At 69.8% G+C, this 19,126-nt stretch carries 21 protein-coding genes; 6 read left to right on the top strand and 15 right to left on the bottom strand.

Annotation, left to right across the window (positions count from 1 at the left end):
* Nucleotides 1–4: 4 nt before the first annotated feature.
* The 11 genes from AC0HS0_RS16600 to AC0HS0_RS16650 all read right to left on the bottom strand — a co-directional run bounded on the left by AC0HS0_RS16600 (nt 5) and on the right by AC0HS0_RS16650 (nt 9,841).
* Nucleotides 5–1,153, bottom strand: a complete 1,149-nt coding sequence (locus AC0HS0_RS16600; RefSeq protein ID WP_472965237.1) for a zinc-dependent alcohol dehydrogenase — start codon at nt 1,151–1,153, stop codon at nt 5–7.
* 109 nt (nt 1,154–1,262) lie between these two features.
* Nucleotides 1,263–1,976, bottom strand: a complete 714-nt coding sequence (locus AC0HS0_RS16605) for a winged helix-turn-helix transcriptional regulator (protein ID WP_472965239.1) — start codon at nt 1,974–1,976, stop codon at nt 1,263–1,265.
* Between the two features lies 1 nt (nt 1,977).
* Nucleotides 1,978–3,327 (bottom strand): FAD-binding oxidoreductase, encoded by a 1,350-nt coding sequence (locus tag AC0HS0_RS16610; protein WP_472965241.1) that lies wholly within the window; start codon nt 3,325–3,327, stop codon nt 1,978–1,980.
* Nucleotides 3,324–4,742 (bottom strand): GMC family oxidoreductase, encoded by a 1,419-nt coding sequence (locus tag AC0HS0_RS16615; RefSeq protein ID WP_472965242.1) that lies wholly within the window; start codon nt 4,740–4,742, stop codon nt 3,324–3,326. Before AC0HS0_RS16615 ends, AC0HS0_RS16610 begins: the two co-directional genes overlap by 4 nt.
* A 96-nt stretch (nt 4,743–4,838) precedes the next feature.
* A complete protein-coding gene (locus AC0HS0_RS16620) occupies nt 4,839–5,114 on the bottom strand; it encodes a hypothetical protein (protein ID WP_472965243.1) in 276 nt (91 codons plus the stop codon).
* A complete protein-coding gene (locus tag AC0HS0_RS16625) occupies nt 5,111–5,467 on the bottom strand; it encodes a DUF7882 family protein (protein WP_472965244.1) in 357 nt (118 codons plus the stop codon). The genes AC0HS0_RS16620 and AC0HS0_RS16625 overlap by 4 nt, the downstream gene beginning before the upstream one ends.
* A complete protein-coding gene (locus tag AC0HS0_RS16630) occupies nt 5,467–5,769 on the bottom strand; it encodes a DUF7882 family protein (protein WP_472965245.1) in 303 nt (100 codons plus the stop codon). Before AC0HS0_RS16630 ends, AC0HS0_RS16625 begins: the two co-directional genes overlap by 1 nt.
* Before the next feature lie 94 nt (nt 5,770–5,863).
* On the bottom strand, nt 5,864–6,718 hold the full coding sequence (locus AC0HS0_RS16635; protein ID WP_472965246.1) for a serine/threonine-protein kinase: 855 nt from the start codon (nt 6,716–6,718) through the stop codon (nt 5,864–5,866).
* A gap of 96 nt (nt 6,719–6,814) precedes the next feature.
* Nucleotides 6,815–8,152, bottom strand: a complete 1,338-nt coding sequence (locus AC0HS0_RS16640) for a GGDEF domain-containing protein (RefSeq protein WP_472965247.1) — start codon at nt 8,150–8,152, stop codon at nt 6,815–6,817.
* Between the two features lie 86 nt (nt 8,153–8,238).
* A complete protein-coding gene (locus AC0HS0_RS16645) occupies nt 8,239–9,030 on the bottom strand; it encodes an EAL domain-containing protein (protein WP_472965248.1) in 792 nt (263 codons plus the stop codon).
* Between the two features lie 100 nt (nt 9,031–9,130).
* Nucleotides 9,131–9,841, bottom strand: a complete 711-nt coding sequence (locus AC0HS0_RS16650) for an alpha/beta fold hydrolase (RefSeq protein ID WP_472965249.1) — start codon at nt 9,839–9,841, stop codon at nt 9,131–9,133.
* Nucleotides 9,842–10,027: 186 nt separating this feature from the next.
* On the opposite strand from AC0HS0_RS16650, the gene AC0HS0_RS16655 reads away from it, so the two are divergent.
* The 4 genes from AC0HS0_RS16655 (at nt 10,028) to AC0HS0_RS16670 (ending at nt 14,398) form a co-directional block, all read left to right on the top strand.
* On the top strand, nt 10,028–10,873 hold the full coding sequence (locus AC0HS0_RS16655) for a hypothetical protein (protein ID WP_472965250.1): 846 nt from the start codon (nt 10,028–10,030) through the stop codon (nt 10,871–10,873).
* Between the two features lie 162 nt (nt 10,874–11,035).
* A complete protein-coding gene (locus tag AC0HS0_RS16660; RefSeq protein ID WP_472965252.1) occupies nt 11,036–12,058 on the top strand; it encodes an LCP family protein in 1,023 nt (340 codons plus the stop codon).
* A gap of 122 nt (nt 12,059–12,180) precedes the next feature.
* Entirely contained in the window at nt 12,181–13,791 is a 1,611-nt protein-coding gene (locus tag AC0HS0_RS16665) for a glucoamylase family protein (RefSeq protein ID WP_472965253.1), read from the top strand.
* Between the two features lie 88 nt (nt 13,792–13,879).
* The gene (locus tag AC0HS0_RS16670) at nt 13,880–14,398 is read left to right on the top strand and encodes a DUF2127 domain-containing protein (protein ID WP_472965255.1); all 519 of its coding nucleotides are present in this window, start codon (nt 13,880–13,882) and stop codon (nt 14,396–14,398) included.
* 10 nt (nt 14,399–14,408) lie between these two features.
* Here AC0HS0_RS16670 and AC0HS0_RS16675 read toward each other — a convergent pair whose 3' ends face one another.
* From AC0HS0_RS16675 to AC0HS0_RS16690, 4 genes are all read right to left on the bottom strand, one after another.
* Entirely contained in the window at nt 14,409–15,614 is a 1,206-nt protein-coding gene (locus AC0HS0_RS16675) for a serine/threonine-protein kinase (protein WP_472965257.1), read from the bottom strand.
* Nucleotides 15,614–16,057: a hypothetical protein gene (locus AC0HS0_RS16680; protein WP_472965258.1), complete on the bottom strand. Its 444-nt coding sequence runs from the start codon at nt 16,055–16,057 to the stop codon at nt 15,614–15,616. Before AC0HS0_RS16680 ends, AC0HS0_RS16675 begins: the two co-directional genes overlap by 1 nt.
* A 110-nt stretch (nt 16,058–16,167) precedes the next feature.
* Nucleotides 16,168–16,830, bottom strand: a complete 663-nt coding sequence (locus AC0HS0_RS16685) for a GntR family transcriptional regulator (RefSeq protein WP_472965259.1) — start codon at nt 16,828–16,830, stop codon at nt 16,168–16,170.
* A complete protein-coding gene (locus tag AC0HS0_RS16690) occupies nt 16,827–17,594 on the bottom strand; it encodes a GntR family transcriptional regulator (protein ID WP_472965260.1) in 768 nt (255 codons plus the stop codon). Before AC0HS0_RS16690 ends, AC0HS0_RS16685 begins: the two co-directional genes overlap by 4 nt.
* Nucleotides 17,595–17,802: 208 nt before the next feature.
* On the opposite strand from AC0HS0_RS16690, the gene AC0HS0_RS16695 reads away from it, so the two are divergent.
* Nucleotides 17,803–18,000, top strand: coding sequence for a hypothetical protein (locus tag AC0HS0_RS16695; RefSeq protein ID WP_472965261.1), 198 nt, complete (start codon nt 17,803–17,805; stop codon nt 17,998–18,000).
* Between the two features lie 100 nt (nt 18,001–18,100).
* The gene (locus AC0HS0_RS16700; protein WP_472965262.1) at nt 18,101–19,051 is read left to right on the top strand and encodes a helix-turn-helix domain-containing protein; all 951 of its coding nucleotides are present in this window, start codon (nt 18,101–18,103) and stop codon (nt 19,049–19,051) included.
* Nucleotides 19,052–19,126: the final 75 nt, after the last annotated feature.

Genomic DNA, 19,126 nt, shown 5'->3' on the forward strand with positions numbered 1-19,126 from the left:
CCTTCTACGCCGCGCCCGGCACGACGAGCGGCTTGATGATTCCGTCGAGCTTGGCCGAGAACAGGTGATAGCCCTCGCCGATGTGCTCGAGCGGGATTCGGTGGGTGATCAGCTCGCTCGGCTTCAGGTAGCCGTTGCGGACATGCTCGAACAGCCGCGGCCACTGACGCTTCACCGGGCACTGGTTCGTGCGGATGGTGAGCCCTTTGTTCATGGCGTCGCCGAACTTGACCGCGCTGAACAGCGGCCCGTAGGCGCCCATGACCGAGATCGTCCCGCCTTTGCGAACCGAGTCGATCGCCCAGTTCAACGCGATGGGCGAGCCGCCTTGCAGCTTCAGCTTCGCCGCCGTGATGTGCTGCAGCACGGCGCCGTCGGCCTCCGCCCCGACTGCGTCGATCACCACGTCGGCGCCGAGCCCGTCGGTGGCGCGTTTCATCGCGAGGACGATGTCCCCGGCCTCCACGAAGTTGTAGGTCTCCGCCTGGGCGAATTCGCGCGCCTTCTGCAGCCGGTAATCGAGGTGATCCACGGAGATGACCCGGCCCGCGCCCATCAGCCACGCGGACTTCGCCGCGAACAACCCCACCGGGCCGGCGCCGAACACCACGACGGTGTCGCCCTCTGCGATGTCGCCGAGCTGGGCGCCGAAGTAGCCGGTCGGCAGGGCGTCGGTGAGCAGCACGGCGTCCTCATCCGACATCCACTCCGGGATGACGGACGGCCCGACGTCCGCGAACGGCACCCGCACGTACTCCGCCTGGCCGCCGTCGTAACCGCCGCACGTGTGCGAGTAGCCGTAGATGCCGCCGACGGCGGTCGCGTTGGGGTTGACGTTGTGGCAGTTGGAGAACAATCCGCGCACACAGAAGTAGCAACTGCCGCAGTACACGTTGAAGGGGACCATCACCCGGTCGCCGACCGAGAGACTCTGCACGTCGGAACCCACCTCGTCGACGACGCCGATGAACTCATGGCCGAACGTGTGCCCGATCCGGGTGTCGGGCATCATGCCGTGATAGAGGTGCAGGTCGGACCCGCAGATGGCCGCGAGAGTCACCCGGACGATCGCATCGCCCGGATGCTCGATCTTCGGCCGCTCCTTCTCCTCGACGCGGATCTTGTACGGACCGCGATAGGTCATCGCCAGCATCGGTCACCCTTCCTCCTGTGACCGCAACTCAACGCTGCAAAGTAAGGACCGCGACCGGTTGACAGGAGCTCATGTGAGGAGGATGCGAGGGTCGCGGCTCGCCGGCATGCTAGGCGCTACGGGCCAAGGCGGCCTGTTCACGGTCGCGACCGCGCCGGACCGACGGAGCGAAATCCGACCAGGTGAACCATCCGGGGAACGCCCGCACCAGGAGGCGGTCCCCAGTGAGCTCGATCAGGTCGGCGGACATCGCCGCCGCAAGCGTGCGCCGGCCGAGGTAGACGTCGTAGAGCGCCCCGATGTCGGCGTTGACGAAGACGCCGGTCGCGAAGCCGGGGTCGCTCAGACACACCGACACTTCCTCCCGCTCGAGCACCAGCCAGTACGTGCGGTTCCGGAGCTGCGGGAAGGCGAAGCGCACGACGACCCGGTGGGCAGGGAAGGTCGCAGGATCGACGTGCCTGCTGATCCAGCGGATGAGGAGATCGGGGTCGAGTTCGCGCGGGTCCGGGTCGCCGAAGGCCCAGCACGCCGCCCAGTCGCCGAGCGCCCTGATCACTGGCCTGAGGTCGTCACCGGCTGCGGTGAGCCGATACTCGTGCGTGCGGCCGTCGGAGATCAGAGACCGCGTGATCAGGCCGACATACTCGAGGTGGCGCAGCCGTTGGGCGAGGACGGAGCGGGAGATGCCCGGCAGGCATCGTTCCAGCTCGTTGAAACGGGTGACGCCGAAGCTCATTTCGCGGACGATCAGGACAGTCCACCGGTCGCCGAGCACCTCGGCCGCTCGGGCGACCGGGCAGTACTGGCCGTAGCTGCGCATTTCATCCTCCGTTCGGTCGAACGAGGTCGATGTTGTGGTTGTGGGAGAAGACGTTCTCAGGATCCCACTTGCGCTTGAGTTCGCGGAGCCTGGGCGCCGCGTCCCCGTAGGCTGCCGCCACCCGATCGGCTCCCTCGGCGTCGAGGAAGTTCAGATAGACACCTGTGGAATGCGGGTGCAGCGCCGCCCACGTCCCCTCGACCCAGGCGCGGTCGGGCTCCTGGCCGTCCGCCCAGACGGCGTTGACGTTGACGGCGAACCCGCGCCGCCCGGAGAAGGCCGCACTGTCCGGATCCACATCGGCGAGCGCTCCGCCGAGCTGGAAGAGGATCGTGTACGAGCGCAGCGAGGTCATCCGCCATGCGTTCTCCACAAGGGCAGCGCGGACACCTTCGTCGAAGGAGGCGACGTAATCGGAGCGCCAGTGATAGTGCAGCCCGTGGGGAACCGCCGCGTCGAAGAGCGCCTGGTGCGAGACATACGGAGTGAGCCGCACTGTGTCGACCAGCGGGTGAAGCTCGCGCAGCGGCGCGAGGATCGTGTCCACGGCCGCGGGCCGGCCGCACCAGCAGCAGGCGATCAGGATCACCGGCCGCCCATGCAACTCCGGCGGCAACCAGGGCAGCGGAGGCGCGTGACGCAGGTTCACGATCGTGGTGAGCTCAGCGGGTGCGTCCTCAGCGAAAACCGCGTAGGCCGAGAGCACCTCCTCGGCACGCTCGGCCGGGAAGACGAGCACGCCCGCTGGGAGCTCCGTCGCGACGGGATGCAGGCGCAGGTCGAAGCGGGTGACCACCCCGAAGTTCGCTCCGGCACCGCGGAGCCCCCAGAGCAGTTCGTCATCCGGGCCGACCTCCCGCGTCTCGCCGTCGGCGTCGACGAGCTGCGCCCCGACGAGGTTGTCGCAGGTCGCGCCATATCGTCGCATCAGCCAGCCGATGCCCCCGCCGAGTGTCAGGCCGCCGAGACCGGTGTGGGTGACGATGCCGCTGGTGGTCGCCAGGCCGAGCGGAGACGTGCAGGCGTCGAGGTCACGGTTCAGGGCACCGCCACCGACGTGAGCGACGTCGCCGGCGACACTGACACCACGGAGGCCGGAGAGATCCACGATCACTGCGCCGTCCGCCATCGAGAGACCCCCGACGCTGTGACCGCCTCCGCGGACGGCCAGCTCGAAGGCATTCTCGCGGGCGTATCGCACGCACGCCGCCACATCGTCCGCGCCGCTGCAGCGCACGATCAGAGCGGGACGCCGGTCGATCTCGGCGTTCCAGACCCTGCGGGCCTCGTCGTAGCCCGACGATCCGGGGGCGAGCACCCGGTCGCCGAGATGTGCGAGCGGAGCGCTCATCGGACTCCCACAGCCGGCGCTCCGACCCAGCGGCGCGCGAACAGCTCCGCAGCCGCGAGCGTGGGAAGGTTCGTGTTCGCCGAAGGGACCGCCGGGAGCACGGACGCGTCCATCACGCGCAGGCCTTCGATGCCGTCGACCCGGCAGTCGGCATCCACGACGCGTCCCAGCGCGCACGTGCCCACCGGGTGGTGATAGCTCCAGACCGTCGATCGGATCCATTCCTCGGTCTCGGAGCGTGTCGTCCTCGGCGGGCTGAACCGGCCTCCGCCGACGACCGCCTGGACCTCGGGACGAGCGACGACCTCCTCCGCGAGGTCGACGCCTTCGAGCAACCGGACGAGGTCCGCAGGATCGGTGAAGTAGCCGAGGTCGATCGTCTCCCCCACCTGGCCGCGGGAACGTGGGGTGAGCAGCGCGGCGCTGACGAAGCAGACCGGGCCGTCGTCGCCGGGCCACGGGCCGCCGGCGAGTATCTGGAGGTCCGGTGGGTCGACAGCAGGATCCGCGTACGACGAGTGCAGTGTGGCGACCACCTGGAATGCCGGCCGGTCCGTCGGCGGCCCGGCGTAGGGCAGGTCGATGCTGACCGCCGCGTGATCGGAGAGGTTGTCGCCGAGGCCCGGGCGGTCGATGCCGGAGCGACGGAGCAGTCGCGGCGTCTCGTAGGTTCCGCAGCAGACCACGACCTCCCCGGCCGCGATGAGCTCTCCTGCCGCGACACGGACCCCCGTCACGCGACCATCCTTCGTCTCGATCGCCGCGACCGCGGTGTCTCCGCGCACGGTGAGGTTGGGGCGCTCGCGCGCCGGCTCGAGGTGCGTGAGCGCCATGCTCATGCGGCGCCCGTCGAGCGTGTTGACCGGAAGTGCCGAGACGCCGACGGCATACGGCGCGTTGTGGTCCGGGACGACCGGGAGGCCCGCCGCCGCCAGCGCATCGGTCACCGCCACCGTGAGCGGCGAGCGCTCGTCGCCGAGATAGCGGCGGACCGGCACCGGGCCCTCGGACCCGTGATACGGCTCATCGCCGAAGTCGAGGTCGCGCTCGAGTCGCACGAACTCCGGCAGCAGATCGGCCCAGCGCCAGCCGGGAACCGCCCAGCGGTCGTAGTCGCACGGCGACCCGCGAAGCGCGAAGGTCGCGTTCACAGCGGACGATCCGCCGACCACGCGCCCGCGCGGCAAGCCGACCACACGACCGCACGCGTTTCCGACGATCCCCCAGTCGTAGCCCGCGACGCTCGCTCCTCGCGTTCCGTCGAGCAGTTCGGGAGGGAGCCGGTCGGCCGCAAAGTCCGGGCCGGCCTCCAGCAGCATGACGCGTCGACTCGGTTCCTGACTCAGCCGGGCCGCCAGCACGCACCCCGCCGTTCCCGCCCCGACGACGACGACGTCGTAGAAGTTCTCGTCCATGCGATCCACTGTGCGCGTGAGCCACGGCGGTGGGTAGTTCGGATCTCGAACTGCGGAGTTGGAGGGTTAGCTGCTTTCGATCAGCGGATCAGCGATTCAGAGTCCGTCGAACGTGTCGTCGTCGATGCTCGACTCCGACACCTCCGCGTCGTCCGCCTCCGCGCCCGGGTCGCCTCCCACGTCGATCTGGCTCCAGACCACCGGCATGCCCGGCGAGAACAGGATGTCGATCCCGGGGCCGGAGCGCAGCGGCGGGATGTTCACGTAGTCGCCGCCCGCCTGGATCGCGGCCCTGATCTTCTCGCGCAGCTCCGTCACTGAACCCGGCAGGAAGTAGTCCTTGCCGTCCACGGTAAGCCTGTTGACGATCACTGTTCATCCGTTCTGTCGTTCGTGTCCGGTGCACGCGTCTGCGCCTCTGCTCCGGCGTCGGGTTCGTCGATGACGCGGAGGCCCGAGACGCTGTTCGCCGTGCGGACGAGCGCCTCCACCCACGCGCGGTTGATCGTCTCGCGAGTACGCGACGGGTAGGTGAAGCGGAGGCCGACGGTCGGCGAGATCCAGATCGAGTTGGAGCCGCTTCCGCCCGCGACGGGGATGTCCCAGGAGAAGACAAAGCTCTCGTTGCGCCTCAGCTTCGTGACGATCGCGAGCTGCAGGTGCGCGAGCAGGCGATCGTCGAACTCCACCGAAGAGAGAGCATCGCCGTAGAAGAGCGTTCCCATCAGCGCGCCGCAGGCTCGGGGACCGCTCGAAGACCGCCGACGCTGTTGGCGGCGTCCATCAGCGCCTCCGTCCACGCACGGTTCAGCGCGGGCCGGCGGCTTCCGACGTACTGGAAGTGCACAGGGACGGACGGGTTGATCCAGATCGCGGTCCGGCCGCGCGAGTAGGCCTCGTCGTGGTCCCATTCGAAGAGGAACTGCTCGTTCCGTCGCAGCTTCGACGTGATGACCAGCTGAAGGTGGGCCAGCAGGCGATCGTCGATGTCGATCTTCGCGCCGGAACCGTAGATCAGAGTGCCCAACCGGTGCTCTCCTTCCGAGGGCGGCCGCCGCGCGCAGTCGCGCCGGCGTGACGATCATATGCTGCCTGAGCCGACGGTCGAGCGTCGCACGCGCTCACGCGAATTCGTGTTCCCGGTCGGCGCGCAGTGCCCCTCGCGCCGCGGTCGCGACGTCCGCAGCGGACGGCCTCCGCCACGCGTCGGAGTGCGTCATGGACCGGATGAGCTCCCGCCAGCGATCCGGGACGTCGTCGGGAGTCTCCGGATCGCGTTCCAGACGGGAGAGTGCGGATTCCACAGGCGACCCCGGGAACGCGACGGTCCGCGTGAAGCACTCCAGCAGGACCAGGCCGAGCGAATAGATGTCCGACGCGGGCGTCAGCGTCTCGCTCCGCACCTGCTCGGGGCTGAGATAAGCGGCGGTTCCGAACGTCGCCTCCGCGAGCTCCTGGGGGTGCGTCGCATGGATCGCGATACCGAAGTCCGTCAGCCTCGCCCGCGGACGCGAGAAGCGCGTGCCGTAATCGACGACCATGATGTTCGTCGGTGTCACGTCGCGATGGATGACACCGCGCGCATGGACGTACTCGAGCGTCTCGGCGACCTCGAACGCGATCTCACCGATCTGCCGCGTGGTCAGCGGATCCGCATTCAGGACCGCGCGGAGCGTGTCGCCCTCGACCAGCTCGATGACCAGGAAGGGGCGAGGGTCTTTGGGCGACGAGTCGTCGACGCCCGCATCGAGGATCGACACGACGCCGTGATGCCGGAGGCTCGCGAGTACGCCCACCTCCGCCCGGAACCGTGCGAGGTCGCTCTTGCTTCCCGAGGAGAACAGCTTGACGGCGACGTCGCGACCGAGGTTCTCATCGCGAGCACGGAAGACCATCGAGGAGCCGCCGCGAGCGAGCAGCCGTGTAGGCCGGTACCGTTCGAGTAGAAGCGGAACCGGGATGTCGGGGTTGTTCACGTACACATTTTCCGGCATTCCGGGCGTCGCCGTCTCCCCGTAGACGGCGACGCGCGCATGCGGTAATGAGGGCGACGGCCCCCCTCACAGCTGCGGTTACAGCACGGCTTCGTGGACGACCGCCTGATCGCCGCCGCCTCGCTTCGCGGCGTACATCGCCTGGTCGGCGAGGCGGATGAGGTGGTCGATGGACTGCTCGCCCACGTCGCCGCCGGCGACGGCGATCCCGACACTCGCGGTGATGCTGAGCTCGGCCGGGATGCCCGGGAACTCTTGGGCGATGGCCGCTCGGGCCCTGTCGGCCAATTCGAGCGCGTCCGACGTATCGGCGACCTGGAGGGCGGCGATGAACTCGTCGCCGCCGTAGCGGGCGATCATGTCGTCCTGGCGGAAGACGCTGCTCAGCCGCTCGGCCACCTCCTTGAGCACCGTGTCGCCCGCGGCGTGCCCGAGGGTGTCGTTGATGGCCTTGAACCCGTCGAGGTCGACGAAGAGCACCGCGACCTGGTCGGCGTGCGCCCGCTCGGTCTGGTGCAGGTTCTCGTCGAACAGGCGCCGGTTCGGCAGACCCGTGACCTCGTCGAGCATCGCCGCACGGCGCAGCTGCGCCTCCAGCCGCAAGCGGACGAGGACCTGCCCGGCGAGCTGGGCCAGCGCCTCGGCCAGCGGCACGGCCTGGTCGTCGAAGTTGCGGGGTTGGTCGAAGTAGCAGGCGAAGGCGCCGTAGAGGACGTCGTCTTCGATGATGGGCACGGCGATGAGCGCTGAGACCCCGGACCGTTCGAAGACGCCGCTCAATCCGATGCCAGGAGCGACGGCGTCGGCCTCCGCGGGCGTTTGTATCGTCACCACCCCGCCGAGCTGGACCGAGTTGCCTTGCGCATCTTTCGGCCACTCCGCCGCCAGCATGTTCTCGCCCGCAATCAGCGTGTAGCTTCCCGGCTCGCCGGTGTGCACACTGCACGCGGTCGCGTTGAACGCCCGGCGCGCCGTCTCGGACAGGAGCTCGCCGAGCTCCTCCTCGGTTCGCGTCTTCGCGAACGCGACGGAGGCCGAGAGCAGCAGCTGCAGGCGGTCGCTCTCGCGACGCCCGAGAGCAGCGGTGCGCTCGCCGACCGCGGCCAGCTCCGGGTCGAAAGCGACGATCGTGCGTCCGCCGGAGATCCGCACGGCTCGGATGACGAGCGAGCTCCGCGTCCCCTGGTAGCCGTGCGCGGTGGAGGCGAGGCGGATTCCGCCCGGGTTGCCTGTCGCCAGCGCGGCGTCCAGCTCCTCGGCGTCGACGCCGAGGACCTCGGCCAGCGGCATCCCGGCGAGCGCCCCGGAGGGTCTGCTCGCCCAGACCTCCAGCGCCAGGTTGGCGTCGATGATGACATGGGATCGGTCTACAAGGGCTCGGGGGAAGGGCTGCATACGCGCGACTTCGTCGCGCACGTCAGGCCTCACGGGCATGACCGGTCGAAATACATGTGTTGAGAGTGACGGTTTATGAGGCAATCGTCAAGTTCGCGCGCCCTTGCTCACCGGTGCGGCGGCCGCCCGGCGCCGACCAGGAGGTCGTCCACCTCCGCCTTGCTCGTCGGACGCGACAACAGATACCCCTGGCCACGATCGCAGTGGAGCTCGCGGACGCGCGCGAGCTGCGCCTCCGTCTCGATGCCCTCCGCGACCAGGCGCATCCCCTGTGCTTTGCCGAACTCGACCGCGCGCGCCAGATCCTCGGCGCGCGCGCCCTGGTTCACCTGCACGAGGGACTGGTCGACCTTCAACTCGATCGCCTGCAGCGCGATGACCTGCTCGCGCGACGCATACGCAGCGCCGAAGTCATCGACCGAGATGTTCACACCGAGCTTGCTCAGCCGGTGGACGACGTCGATCGCCTCCGGAACCTCGGTCACCGGGGTGGTCTCGGTCACTTCGAGCGTCAACAGATGCGGGGCGAGGGAGAACTCCTCGAGCAGCCCGGCGACCGCGTCCACGATCGCCGGCGTCCGAAGCTGAAGGATCGACACATTGACCGCGACCTCGATCGGGTGACCCTGGTCCTGCCAGTCCCGGGCGGCGTGGCAGCCGAGCCGCAGCATGACGTCCCCGATCCCGCCGACGAGTCCCAGGCGCTCGGCCATCGGGATGAACTCGCCCGGGGCGATCAGGCCGAGCTGCGGATGGATCCACCGGCTCAGCGCCTCCGCCCCGACGACCTCGCCGGTCTCCAACGAGAACTGCGGCTGGAAGTAGGCGACGATCTCACCTCGGCTCGCGGCGAGCGGAAGGTCGCGCTCCAGCAGCGCGCGGCGATCGTCAGAGCGCACTATTGACCTCCCAGCTTGCGTCGATCGTCCTAGTTTCCCGTATCCGCTCGAAAGGCCGGGGGCGTTGGCAAACCGTCCGCGATCACCTATACTGCCTCATTCACCGCCGACCCACGTGGCGAGCGACCTCGCGCGGGTGGCTCAGCATGACCACGTGCGGAGCCCTCTCCACCTCCGCCAGCAGGCCGCGGGGCGCCAGCGAGGCGATCGCGTGCGCCCAGCCGGCGCGTGCGATCGGATCGCGCTCTCCTCGCAGCACGGTGACGGGAACCCCGATCAGCGGGAGGTCGTCTTCGAGGCGGTAGTCGAGCATGGAGGGCAGAACAGCCAGGTACCACCGCGGTCCGCAGCGCAGGTAGTCGGTGAAGACGAGGGCGTTGCTGTGCGGACTTTCGCGCAGTATGTCGAGAGCCAGCCTGCCCGCGGCGCGCAGCGGGGTCCGGTCGGTCGGTGCCATGACCGGGCCGAGCAGCACGAGCTCGGCCACCAGGTCCGGCCGGCGCCGGGCGAGGCACACAGCGACCTGTGCGCCCATCGAGTGCCCGACGACCACGACGCCGCCGAGCGCGCGCCCATCGAGGAACGCCGCGACGAGGTCGGCGTAGTCCTCGACGGTCAGCCGACGCGCGGGTTTCGGCGCTCGACCGAAGCCCGGCAGGTCGACCGCGATCGTGCGGCCACGCTCGGCGAGCACGGAGGCCAGCCTGTGGAAGTACCGGGAACTGACACCGATCCCATGCAGGAGGAGCACGGTCGCCTCGTCGACATGCTCGCCCTCACGACCCTGGCCGCCCCGGTCCGATGTCACCACGATGGGCGGCTGCTCATCGTGCGTCCGGTCATCGGGCCGCCCTGCGCGCATCGGACTCCCTCCCGTCGTCGTCTTGGCAACGTCGGCCCGCACCTGCCGGCTGTCAAGCCCTCCGACTCGCGCCGCTGTGTCGCCGGCCTCGGTTCCGGCCCGAGTCCGGGGGCCGGAGTCCGGTAGTGTCGGTCCATGATCCAGTGGGGGGTGGGTCGCGTTGTCGCGACCGTGGTCGCAGCAGGTGTCGTCGGGCTCATGGCGGGGTGCGCCCTGGCCGTTCCTCCGACCCACTCGGTCTCGACCCAACCGGTCTCGGAACCGCGCGCCGGCGCCGCGGCGGATCCGGCAGCGCTCGAGCGGACCCTGCCGAACCTGCTGGTCGCCGGCCGGACCATCGGCACGGGTGAGCTTCGCGTCATCGACCACGAGCCGATCGCTGCTCCCGTCGCAGACCATCCACTGACCGGCGCCGTGCGCATCGTCGTCGGCGCGGACCGCGGCATAGAGATCCACATCCGGCCGGACGATCCCAGCGCCGTCGATCCCGCAGCGATGGACCTGATCGTCTCCGGCAAACGGTACGACGGCAAACCGGAGAACATCCAGAACGAGGCGCGCTTCGGCACGATACCCGCGCAGAAGGGCACCGACGCCGACGGCGAGCTGGTCCTGCTGCTCGCGCTCGACTCCCCCTTCGCCGGGGACCCGACGTTCCTGCACTCGATCGAAGAGAAGCCCTCCGGCGATGCACGCGCCGTCGCCGCGACCACGATCACCTGGACCCTGCCGTCCGCGTTCCCCGGCCTGAGCGCCGTCGACGGTGGCGCGGAGACGTACGCGCACGGTCGCACGGTCGTCGACGGAGGCACGCTCGCTTACTACGTCCCTGACCCCGACGACACGATCCATCAGGTGTCCCGCCGCTTCGGCTTGACCCCGACACAGCTCGTCTGGCTGAACCCGGGACTGTTCGTGCACTCGTCGGAGCCGCAACTGACGTCCGGCATCGGCGTCAATCTGGACCCCGCGCGGCGCTGACCGCCGCGTGGTGCTGACCGCCGCGCAGAGGAGTCCCACGAAGTGGGGGTCCTCAGAAGTGAGGACAGACTGCTTATACTGTCCGCACCAATAGAGAACTGAGGATTTCTCGACTGGTCTCAGGTGCCGGCACCCGACCCCCGGCACGAGGGGGCGAGCCGCATGGCCATCCACAGCGTGCGCAGACATCCGCACGGCCGCACCGGACGCCGGCTGCACATCGCGATCGTGCTCGCATCGATCGTCCTGCTCGTCGCGGGCACGGTCTTCGGCGCGGCGGCGTTCTACGCCGGCAGCGTCGCCAGCACCTTCGACTCGCACGTGACGCGAATACCGAACGCTCTGCCCACTGCCGTTCCGAGGCCTCCCGTCTCGTCCACCGGCGCGACGAACATCCTGCTGCTCGGCTCCGACTCCCGGGGCGACCCGACCGCCGTCGGCGACACCGCAGGGTCGAATCAGCGCTCCGACACGATGATGCTCGTGCACATCGACGCCGACCGCCGGAACGTCTACGTGATATCGATCATGCGCGACCTCTGGGTCCCCATCCCCGGGAACGGCACGGCGAAGATCAACGCGGCCCTCGCCTGGGGCGGCACACCGCTGACCGTGCAGACGGTCGAGCAACTGCTCCAGGTGCGCATCGACCACGTCGCGATCCTCGACTTCGCCGGGCTCAAGGACATCACGAACGCCATCGGCGGCGTGGACGTCGACAGCCCCGTCGCATTCACCACCGTCAAGGCGCCGCACTACACCTTCGTCAAGGGGATGAACCACCTCGACGGCGACGAGGCCCTCGCGTTCGCTCGCGAGCGCTACGCCTTTCCCACGGCCGACTATCAGCGCGTGGCCGATCAGCAGGCCCTCCTGGCCGGGTTCGCCACCACCTTGATCCACCGCTCGGTGCTCACCGACCCGTCCGCCCTGCTCGCCTTCGCGCGAACCACCGGATCCGCCATCAGCGTGGACTCGTCGTTCGATCTGCCGAGCATGCTCGCGCTCACGGCGAGCCTGCGCCTCTCCGGCGCGTCGAGCATCCACACCTTCACGCTGCCGACCGCCGGAACCGGCACCTCCGCCGACGGGCAGTCCATCGTGAACGTCGATCCGGCCGCGGTCGCGCACCTGCGCACGGCGCTCGCCACCGACACGCTCTCGCAGTTCGCTCCCGGTCCGTGATCCGGCCGTCTGCACGCCGCCGAATGCTTCGCGAATGTCAGGATCGACCCCACTTGCGCTATCGAATGTATGCGCATACGGTCCGCGGAGTGATCAACGACGACACGAAACGGAGACCGTCCATGACCAGACCCCGCCCCGCCCGGCGCTCCCGCCGGGCAACCGTCATCCTGCGACTGTCCGTCGCGCTCGGCCTCGCCGCCGGGTCCCTCATCACCGCCCAGACCGCGACCGCTGCGCCGGCCCCCGACGGCCACGGACCGACCGGCATGCAGGGGATGAGCGCCCAGCCGCCGCTCACCCGGGCCCAGAAGGCCGACCTCCTGCAGGTCGCCAAAGACACCTGGAACTTCTTCAAGAAGGACGTCGACCCCACCACCCATCTGCCGCTCGACAACCTCGGGCCGGGCGCCACCCGCGGCGGCTACACCTCAGCGGCCAACATCGGCGTCTATCTGGAGGCCGTCGTCTCGGCCGGCGACCTGGGCATCATCAAGCGGCCCGAGGAGAGGGCGTTGATCTCGTCGACTCTGACCGGCGTCGCCGCGCTGCACTCTTCGCACGGCTTCCTGTTCCAGTGGTACGACACCAGCACTGGGCACACCATCCTGAACCCCGGCGCCGCCGACTGCTCGACCGAGACGGCACCGCAGCAGGACAACTGCTCGTTCCTGTCGGCCGTCGACAACGGCTGGTACGCGTCCGGCCTGCTGGTCGCCCGGCAGGCGCTGCCCGAGCTGCGGAAGCAGATCGACGCGCTGATCGCGCCGATGGACTTCTCGATCTTCTACGACGACCGCGCGCAGACCGCGTGCAACACCAACCCCGACATCGCGGGCAATCAACCCACCGGCCAGATGTACGGCGGCTACTACGCCGACCAGGGGCCCGCCGGCTACCACAACGGCGCGATCTACAGCGACCCGCGCATCGCGATGTACATCGGCATGGGCCTCCACCAGATGCCGGGCGACGTCTGGTGGCGTACCTGGCGCACCCTTCCGCCGCAGCAGTGCAGCACCGATCCGGACTTCTCGTGGCAGGGCCAGTGGCCGGTCGCCGGCGACTGGCAGAAGTACACCGACCCGCAGAGCGGCAAGGTCTTCAACGTCTGGGAGGGTCACTACACCTATCCCGGCACGTCGCTGACGTTCCTGCCGACCTGGGGAGGCGGCATGTTCGAGGCGACGCTCGCCAACGAGATCGTGCCGGAGACCACGTGGGGTCAGAAGGGCTTCGGTCTGGCCGACGTGCGCACCGCCCAGGTGCAGGAGAAGTACGCGACTGAGACGCTCGGTTACCCGGTCTGGGGCATGTCGCCCTCCAGCACGGCCGATGACACGGGCGGCTACGGCGTGTACGGCGCCGCCGGCCAGAAGTTCCCGGCCGGCCAGGCTCTCGCGCAGTGCCCGACCTGCTCGGCGGAGGATGTGGTCACCCCGCACGCCTCCTTCACCACGCTCGGTGTGCTGCCGCAGGACTCGTACGCCAACATCGCGAAGCTGCGGTCGCTCTACCCGGGCATCTACAGCGCCGACGGCGGCTTCTTCGACGCCGTGAACCCGGCAACCGGATCGATCGGGCATCGCCGGCTCGTCCTCGATCAGTCGATGATCATGATGTCCATCGACAACGCCCTCCAGAACGGCGCCCTGCGCGGCCACTTCGCGGACGACCCGGCCTCCTGGGCGGCGAAGACCTACCTGTCGATGGAGACCATGACGCTGAAGTAGGCGGCGTCGCTCGACGACATGACCCCCGACTCCTCGCGGAGTCGGGGGTTATCGTCGTCATCACGGCGACACCGGCTCAGGAGGTGCGATGAAGGACCGGATACTCGATCTCGTCTTCCTCCTCGGCGTGCTCTTCAAGGGGCTGGACGGCCTGGTCGAGGTCGTGGGCGGCGTGCTGCTGTTCTTCGCCACCCCGGCGAAGCTGCAGCACGTGGCCCGCCGTGCGACATCGGGGGAGCTGGCCGAGGACCCGCACGACCTCATCGCCCACCTCATCCTGCACGGTGCGGCGCACCTGCAGCACGGCAGCATCGTCTTCGCCGCGATCTACCTGCTGGTGCACGGCATCGTGAAGCTCGCGATCGTGATCGCGCTGCTGGTCGGGTCGCGCCGCATCTACCCGTGGGCGATGGCGGCGCTCGGGGCGTTCCTCGTCTTCCAGGTCTACGAGCTGGTGACCGCTCCGTCGATCGGCGTCGCGGTGCTGACCGTCTTCGACGCGGTCATCATCTGGTTGACCTGGCGGGAGTGGCGCCGTGGACGCGAGCTGCGCGGGACCTGGCGCGGGACGGTGGCGTGGGTGCTCCGGAGGCCGGTGGCGGCATGACCGGCCCGGCTCACGGCGCGTACGACGTCGACACCTGGTGCTCCAGCTGCTTCAGGTGGGTGCCGAGGGTGCCGCCGACGGCGGGGTAGCTGCCGACCGGGTCGGGAGCCGGGTGGGAGGCGGCGCCGAGCGCTCCGATCGTCAGGATCACAGCGACCACGGCCGCGACGGCGTCGAGGGCCAGGATGACGGCGAGAGCCGTCCGGCGGCGGCCCGACTCCGGCCTCGCGGAGGTCGGCACCGCCTGCGTCGCCCGCGCGTCCGGCGTCGGGAGCAGCAGCGTCGGCGGAAGGGTCGTCGTCACGTCCCGTGCCGCTATGGGCGCCGTCGGCACCTCGTCCGGCCCGGGGAGCACCGCGGTCCTGGCCTCGTCGGCCAGAAGTGCGCTCACTCGCGAGGCGGCCTCCCCGGCGGTCAGACGGTCGCCGGGCTCGCGCGCCGTCATCCCGCGCAGAAGCTCCACCCACCCGGCGCCCAGCGACTCCGGGATCGCCGGGTCGCGGGAGAGCCGGGCCGTGGCGGATTCCACCGCGTTGCCGGGGAACTCCCGCCGGCCCGTCAGACACTCAAGCAGCACGAGCCCCAGCGAATAGACGTCGGTCGCCGCGGTCAGCGGCCGGCCGGCGGCCTGCTCGGGGCTCAGGTAGCTGGCCGTGCCGATGACCGTGCCGGTCGCCGTGACCTTCGCATCGTCCACCAGGCGGGCGATGCCCAGGTCGGTCAGCTTCGCTGCGACCCCGGAGGCGGTGGACTCCGGCAGCAGGATGTTCGCGGGCGAGACGTCCCTGTGCACGACACCCGCTCCGTGGAGGTACGCGAGCGCCCGCGCGATATCGGCGCCGATCGCGGCGACGGCCGGCGCGGCGAGCGCGCCGGAACGCAGGCGCTCCCGCACGTCGGTGCCCTTCACGTACTCCAGCACCAGCACACCACGGCCCTCGGCGTCCGAGATCGCGTCGAAGAGCGTGACAAGCGACGGATGCGACCGGGTCGCGAGGATGCGCACCTCGTCCTGCTGTCGCCGGAGGTCGGCCGCCGACGCGAACTCCGGGCGGAAGATCTTCAGCGCGACCTCCCGCCCGAGCGCCTCGTCGGTCGCGCTGTAGACGTCGGCCAGGCCTCCGCGGCCGATCCTGTCGAGGATGCGGTAGCGGTCGGCGATCAGCCTGCCGGTCTCGCCGGTCAGCTGCCGCGGGGTCTCGTTCGTCGTCGACATCACCCGTCACCGCCGTCGCCGCCGGTGCCGGTCTTGCCCTTGCCGTGGCCTTTGTCCTTCTGGTCCTGCTGTTGCTGCTGCTGCTGTTGCTGTTGCTGGAGCTGCTGGAGCTGCTGCTGCAGCCGAGCCTTCTCGGCCTGATCCTGCAGCTGCGTCAGGTCGGCGCGCACGGCCCCGATGGACGTGGCGATCGCGGCGTGCCGCGCGCTGCTGATCTCGCCCTTCGCCAGGGCGGCGTCGTTCAGTTTCGCCAGCGCGGCGAGCTTGGTCTGCGCGCCTGCGAGGTCGTTTGCGTGGGCTGCCGTCGCCACCTCGAGCACACCGTGCTGGAGGGTGCTCGCGGTCTCGGCGGAGTATCCCGCGGCGCAGCCGGTGAGGCCGAGCGCGAGCGCGAGGGCAGCGGCGACGACGGCACGCCGGACGGGTCCTCCGGCTGACCTCATACGCGCCACCTCCTCACGGCCTCAAGCACGGTAGCCGCAGATCGGAGCGGTGTCGAGGCGGATGCGCGGGCACACCGGGGATCCTCAGCGAACGAGCTGGAGCTCGTGGGTCAGGCCGTCGGGTGCGGGACGCCGAACACCCGCTTCGTGGCGATGACCGCCTCGCGGTCGTCTCCGCGGTCGAGAGCGTCCTTCAGCGCTTCGTACCCGCGCGCCAGGTCGTCCAGGTCTGTGCGCAGGCCCTGCGAGGCCACGCTCACGTGGTAGCCGAGCGAGGGGGCTGCACGCTCGATGAGCTCGACCAGGACCAGGTTCGGGCACGATCGCAGCACCGTCGTGAACAGCGACTCGGCCGAGCGGGTGATCGCGGGCACGTCGCCGGCCCCGAGCGCCGCGATGACGTCGTCGATCCCCGCGCCCATCGCGGCGCGCGCCTCCGCGTCGAGGTGGGGAAGGGCCAGGAGGGTCGCGCCCGCCAGCAGCACGCCGATCGTCTGCAGGGTCTCCTGGGCCTGCTCCGGCCGCGGGGCGATGACCGCCGAGTGCGATTGCGGGGCCGTCTGCACCAGGCCTTCCAGGCTGAGCGTGTGAAGCGCCTGACGGATCGGAGTGCCGGAGACCCCGAGCCAGGCGCGCAGTTCGGCCTCGTCGAGGCGCTCGCCGGGCAGGAGCACACCCGAGAGGATGGCATCCTTCAGCCGGCCGTAGACCCGATCGCGCACGAGCTCGCGGGGCGCACCGGAGACCCCTGCTGCCTCGGGGATCGGCGTCACGACTTCCTCCCCGGTGTCATGGACGTCCGCGGGGGCCGGAGGTCGGGCAGCTCGATGCGGAACACGGCTTTCGTCGCATCGGCGGCGCCCTGCGCGTCGCCGGTCTCGACGGCGTCGCGGAGCCTCCGGTACGCCGTCGCCGCCTCGTCCCACTGCACATCGAGGGCGCGGTACGCGGTGGTCACGTAGTACGCCCGCGCAGCGAGGGCGCGCGCCGAGAATTCGACCAGCACGCGGTTGCGGCAATACGTCATCAGGCGCGCGTAATACGCCGCCGACGCTGCGATGGAGCCGTCGATGTCCTCACGGTCCAACGCATCCACGAGTCGGTCGATGTCGCCGGCCACATCGCGCCGGCCTGTCTCGCCGAGTTCGTCGAAGACGAGGTCGAGGATGCCGAGGACGACCACCCCGATCGTCTGGAGGTTCGCCACCGCGTCCTCCAGTCGCGGCTCGACGACGCGCGTGTGCGACTGGGCGACCGTCTCGACGAAACCTTCGACGGTGAGGGCGTGGAGGGCCTGCCGGATGGGCGTCTTCGACATCCCGAGCCAGGCTTGCAGGCGGTCGTCGTCGAGACGCTCGCCCGGGAGGATGGTGCGGGTGAGGATGGCGTTCTTCAGGGCCTCGTAGGCGCGGTCGCGCGCGAGCAGGCGCACGGGCGCGCCGCTCGGTGAACCCGGAACCGGCATCCCCACCTCCTCGCGATCCGTGTAGCCCCCGAGTTCATCGTACTGACGGATGCCGGCGAACTGGAACTTCAATCTGGATTAAAGTTCCAGTTGGCGCGTACACTGCACTCACAGTGCGAATACCGCCTTGGAGAGCTTCGTTTCCCCCGACGCCGCTCTCCGCCCCTGAGCCGACCGAGTTCTGATCTCGAGGCTCAGTCGGGGTCCTGCGCTTCGGGTGCGCAGGACCCCGACCACCTTCTGACGAAGCACCTCCAGTGCGACGGGAGTCACCGCAGCGATGTACCTCGATCGAAGCACGGACCCCGGCGAGCTCACCGTCACCGTCGAGCACGACGCCTATCTTCGGCTGCTGCGCCGCGCCGCGGAGCACGGCTTGACGCCGGAGGCGTTCGTCGAGCGGCTCACGCGCGACGCCTACGGCTGCGCGATGCTCCTGCCCCGGTCGGAAGCCCCAGGGCAGGATCCGACCTCCTAGTCCCCTGGACCCGGTCTCCGACCGGGCCTAGCATTCTCACTGTCACCCCGGACCCCGGCGACACCGGATCGGAACTCCCGATCGCTGGGGGTGAGTGGCGATGCAGTACAGCCTGGCGTGGACGGCCACACGCCCGGACGACGCCGCCGAGGCGCTGGAGCCGGTCTACCCCGGCATCCGGATCGAGACGGACGACGCGCGCGGCTTCCACGTGTCCGCCGTCGAGTACGGCGACGCCTTCGTGTCGCTCATCTCCCTGGAGTGGGGAGCGAGCGGCCACGTCCGGATCCGCGACGCCGCCCCGGTCGTCGTCGCCGACGTCCACTCCGGCTCGGCGACCATCAGAGCGGGCGGCACGACGCTCGACACGTCGAGCCCTGTGCTGATCCCGCCGGGCGACTTCGAGGTCGACTGGTCGGCTCCGTATCGGCTGCGCGCCGTGCGGTTCGGGCGCTCGGCCATCGACGCGTATGTCCGCGACCACTTCGGCCCCTGGCGCGCCGTCACCGCCTTCCGGGCCGCCAACGCCCTCAGCCCGGTGCACGAGGCGCTGTGGAGGTCTGCGGAGCATCACGCGCGCACAGACGTGGCCGGGCATCCGGAACTGCTGCACAACGACCTGCTCTGGGAGGCCACTGCACGGCACCTCGTGGCGACCGTGCTGACCGCGTTCCCCAACTCGACGTCCGGATGGGACGACGCCGAACAGGGCGATGACGCGCTGCCCGGCTCGGTGCGCAGGGCGATCGCCTACATGGAGGGGCACCTGGCCGAGCCCGTCACCGTCGCCGACATCGCCGAGGCCGCCCGGCTCTCACCCCGCGGCCTCCAGGACGCGTTCCTGCGCCGGCTCGGTCGCAGCCCGACCCAGCAGCTCCGGCTGCTCCGGCTCGAGGCGGCCAGGGACGACCTCCGCGCGGCTGATCCGACCGACGGCGCGACCGTGGCGGAGATCGCGCAGCGCTGGGGGTTCGCGCACGTGCCCCGCTTTGCCGCCGCCTACCGGGAGCAGTACGGCGAGAACCCCAAGGAGACCCTCCATCGTTGGTGAGAGAGTCAGGCGCCCGGTTGTAATCCGGACGGGACAGGTGGACAGTCCGTGGTGGGCCCGAGCCCGGCCCGGAAG

The organism is Leifsonia sp. PARNA 1/14, from assembly GCF_055720965.1.